The organism is Flectobacillus sp. (genome assembly GCF_049240685.1).
Taxonomy (GTDB): domain Bacteria; phylum Bacteroidota; class Bacteroidia; order Cytophagales; family Spirosomataceae; genus Flectobacillus.
The window spans coordinates 1-3,972 of the sequence record NZ_JBMLSD010000378.1 but is presented as its reverse complement, the minus strand read 5'-3'; the positions used below and the strand labels follow the sequence as shown (position 1 = coordinate 3,972).

General features: G+C 35.7%; 4 protein-coding genes. 3 read left to right on the top strand and 1 reads right to left on the bottom strand.

The window, feature by feature from the left end:
• Positions 1–27 precede the first annotated feature (27 nt).
• Positions 28–1,233, top strand: a complete 1,206-nt coding sequence (locus tag ACOVQ4_RS17645; protein ID WP_421821936.1) for an MFS transporter — start codon at positions 28–30, stop codon at positions 1,231–1,233.
• Here the strand turns inward: ACOVQ4_RS17645 and ACOVQ4_RS17640 are convergent.
• Positions 1,214–1,840 (bottom strand): helix-turn-helix transcriptional regulator, encoded by a 627-nt coding sequence (locus tag ACOVQ4_RS17640; protein ID WP_421821935.1) that lies wholly within the window; start codon positions 1,838–1,840, stop codon positions 1,214–1,216. The genes ACOVQ4_RS17645 and ACOVQ4_RS17640 overlap by 20 nt on opposite strands.
• Before the next feature lie 254 nt (positions 1,841–2,094).
• On the opposite strand from ACOVQ4_RS17640, the gene ACOVQ4_RS17635 reads away from it, so the two are divergent.
• Both ACOVQ4_RS17635 and ACOVQ4_RS17630 read left to right on the top strand, forming a co-directional pair.
• Positions 2,095–2,898 (top strand): sterol desaturase family protein, encoded by an 804-nt coding sequence (locus ACOVQ4_RS17635; protein ID WP_421821934.1) that lies wholly within the window; start codon positions 2,095–2,097, stop codon positions 2,896–2,898.
• A gap of 66 nt (positions 2,899–2,964) precedes the next feature.
• Positions 2,965–3,750: a sulfite exporter TauE/SafE family protein gene (locus tag ACOVQ4_RS17630; RefSeq protein WP_421821933.1), complete on the top strand. Its 786-nt coding sequence runs from the start codon at positions 2,965–2,967 to the stop codon at positions 3,748–3,750.
• Positions 3,751–3,972: the final 222 nt, after the last annotated feature.

Here is a 3,972-nt window from a genome sequence, read left to right as displayed (position 1 = left end):
AAATGCCTAAAACACAAATACTAGTTTTTGAGAAAAAGAAAAATGCCAAATTTTATCAAAAATCCCAAGACCATAACGCCAATAGTGGTTTTTGCACAATTTTCGGGTACATCACTCTGGTTTGCGGTTAATGCAGTACTAAAAGAGCTTCAACCCTTATTTCCGAACAGTCATCACTTTTTGGGCAACATGACTTCTGCAGTGCAATTAGGATTTGTTTGTGGCACATTATGTTTTGCTATTTTTTCAATAAGTGATCGATTTTCGCCTAAATGGGTCTTTGTTTTTTCTGGAATAATTGGAGCATTAATCAATTTGGGGACATTGATTAGCATTGGCAACATGGCTTTGTTACTAGGGATTCGATTTGGTGTAGGATTCTTTTTGGCAGGAATATATCCCGTAGGAATGAAAATTATGAGCGATTGGCATCAAAAAGGATTAGGAAAAGCATTGGGCTATTTGGTCGGTGCGCTTGTATTTGGCACCTCGTTTGGACACCTATTAGCAGCTCTTGATTTTCATTTTGCATGGCAAACTATCATCATTGCAGCTTCGGTATTAGCTACGCTTGGCTGTATAAGTATAGCGTTGGGTATTACAGATGGCCCTTACAGGCAAGCCATTGGAAGCTTTAGACCTAAAGCCGTGATAGAAGCTTTTTCTAACTCAAATTTCAAACAATACGCTTGGGGATACTTTGGTCACATGTTTGAGTTATATACCTTCTGGGCATTTATTCCAGTCATTTTGCAACATTATCAATCTATTCATCCTATCAAGTTTTCAGTTTCGGGGTGGTCGTTTGGCATCATTGGGGCTGGTATTCTGGGTTGTATAAGCACTGCCATATTATCCCAACAGCTCTTTAGCAGTCGTCAGTTAGCCTATTTTTTCTTGATTATTTCGGGGAGCTGTTGCCTCATAAGTCCATGGATATGGGCCTTGCCGTTTGAAGGATTCATCAGTATTTTAATCATTTGGGGGTTCAGTGTGGTGGCTGACTCACCCCAATTCTCTACACTTATCTCACAAAATGCACAACCAGATTATCGTGCTTCGGCTATAACCATTGTTAATAGTATCGGCTTTGCTATTACAGTATTGAGTATCATGCTTTTGCAATATCTACAAGCGCTAATCGCTACGGAATGGTTATTTTTTCCACTTTCTTTTGGAATGATAATAGGGCTTATAACTAGAAAAAAAGTAGCTAATTCTTCGTATCGATAGTGTATTCTATTTTATACCCAGATTGAACTAACTTTATTAACTCTCGTTCGTTGGGTACTGAAAACTTCTGATAAATATTTCGTTTGTGAGTATTAACTGTATGTACACTGATAAATAATTTTTCGGAGATTGCTTCACTAGAATCCCCTTGCATCATGAGCGCAATTACTTGAGCCTCACGAAGAGATATTTTATGTTGACTAAAAAAAGAAGATTGGTAGTAAAAAGTATCATCAAATCTTTTTTGACGCTGTGTATTTGCAAGTGTTCCAAGTTCAGAAAGTAAATCTTTTAAACCATTTTCAAGCTTAAAAATATTCTTAATGTTAGCTATTTCGGATAACATTAAGATATCCTTTGACTGGTTTACGCTCAACAAAAAAATCGCAGGAATGGACTTCGATAATTCAATGAGAATTTGGGCTATTTGCTCTTGTGATTGAAAACAGTCAACAAATAGTACATCTGGGGCAAAAGACTTAATATTTTGGGTCGAGGCATTTCTGAGAGGTAGGAGATTCACAGAAAGTATATTTGGGTTGGGTTCTAAAATAACTTTTAGTGCATCGGCCAAAAGTTGATGTTCATGTACAATTAAAAGATTCATCCGAATTTAAAGTGTAATATTAGTGATAAATACAAATAGCAAGTGATAAATACAAAATAAGCCAATTTTTACTACTGTGCATATTTTTTTATTATATGGAGCAAAGTTATGATAACTGAAGATATTCATACGCTATTGCCTAGTAAAAATAAAGCAAAATTTATTATTTCAAAATAACATCTTCGCAATACAAAAAGTATTATTTTGCAAAAAAGAAGTTTTATTCAAAAAAATCTTGCTAAAGTCTATTAAGTATGGAAAACCTTGTTCAGTATTTTTCTAATATTCCTTCAAGCCACCGCTCAATGATTTTGATTGGTGGTATTACTTTCTTCTGGATAATTGAATCAGCACTACCACTGTTTAAATTTTCTTATCAAAAATGGAAACACGCTGGCATTAATATCTTTTTTACTATAACTACTATTTGTGTTAACTTTTTATTGGCGTTTATATTGGTAAAATCTTCAGATTGGGTTGTTGCCAATCAAATAGGAATCATCAATTGGCTACCCAAAATGCCGTTGATACTGTATGCTACATTGGGATTATTGTTGTTGGATTTGATTGGAGCATGGTTTATTCACTGGCTCGAGCACAAGGTGAAGTGGATGTGGCGCTTCCATATCATTCATCATAGCGATATGCAAGTAGATACGACAACAGCCAACAGACATCATCCAGGGGAAAGTGTGTTTAGGTTTGCGTTTACGACACTGGCTGTCATTATTACGGGGGCACCTATGTGGATTGTCATGATGTATCAGTCTATATCAGTGTTGTTATCGCAATTCAATCATGCCAATATTTCGCTACCAGCTACTCTCAACAAAATATTGAGCTGGGTCATTGTTACGCCAGATATGCACCATGTACATCACCATTATGTACAACCCTATACCGACACCAATTATGGTAATATTTTTTCGATATGGGATCATCTCTTTGGAACATTTTCCCAGATGGAACCTCAAAAAATTATTTATGGAGTAGACACCCAAATGAATGCAGAGAAAAACGATAATATTCAACCACTATTGAAAATGCCGTTTGAATGATTGCGGATAAATTGAAATATTTGAGAGTTTGAGCTAATTTTGCCAGCTCATCAATCCCAATTTTTCATGTTCCTCGACGATATTAGTCTTCAAACTCTTTGCTTTTTACTCATTTTTGCCTTCTCAGCAGGGTTTGTTGATTCGATTGTAGGTGGTGGAGGTATGATTCAGCTACCAGCACTTTTAATTTTTTTACCGCAATTTTCGATTCCAACTGTTATTGGAACCCACAAATTGGCCTCTGTTTCAGGCACTTTGGTAGCAGCCTCACAATATATCAAACAGGTAAAAGTAGATTGGAAAGTCATGCTTCCAGCAATAGCAGTCACAGGATTGTTTGCACTAATGGGTGCTAGATTGGTTAGTTCATTGGACAAAGAAACCCTCCGACCCATTATTTTGGTACTATTGATAGCGGTATTAATTTATACGTTGGTCAAAAAAGATTTGGGCACGCATCATACGCCAAAGTATCAAGGGAAAAAGTTTTTCTGGGGTGTACTACTAACAGGCGCAATACTTGGGTTCTATGATGGATTTTTTGGACCAGGTATGGGCAGTTTTTTAATTTTTGCTTTTGTATCAATCTTTTATTTGGATTTCTTACATGCTTCGGCTTATGCCAAAATTATGAATTGCGCTTCTAACGTGCCTGCCATTATCTATTTTATGTCGTCGGGGGATGTTTTGTATAAAGTCGCCATTCCATTAGCGATAGCCAATATTATTGGTTCTATCGTTGGTACGAAACTGGCGTTAAAAAAAGGAAGTGCTTTCGTAAGAATTTTCTTTGTAGTGATAGTGATAGCTGTGATTTTGCGCTTTGGCTATGATATATTCTTTAAACATTGAGTGTGTTGGAAAATTAGTGATTGTTTGTATTGAGTAGGAAAACGTTATGAGTTAATGGTATATTGGTTATTTGAAGACATTCATAATCAAAAGGGTTTAGTCAAATTTTGCCTCTGAAATACTATTAATGTAACCTTTCCTATTACTTAACTAATTACTGGACAAACAGAGAAAAGGTATTTAGACTTTTTCAATGAATGTTTAAAAACAGTTTAAAACTGT

Excerpts from the sequence above, each read along its gene's own strand:
- ACOVQ4_RS17635 (WP_421821934.1), top strand. The coding sequence starts at position 2,095 with ATGGAAAACCTTGTTCAGTATTTTTCTAATATTCCTTCAAGCCACCGC.
- ACOVQ4_RS17640 (WP_421821935.1), bottom strand. The coding sequence starts at position 1,840 with ATGAATCTTTTAATTGTACATGAACATCAACTTTTGGCCGATGCACTA.
- ACOVQ4_RS17630 (WP_421821933.1), top strand. The coding sequence starts at position 2,965 with ATGTTCCTCGACGATATTAGTCTTCAAACTCTTTGCTTTTTACTCATT.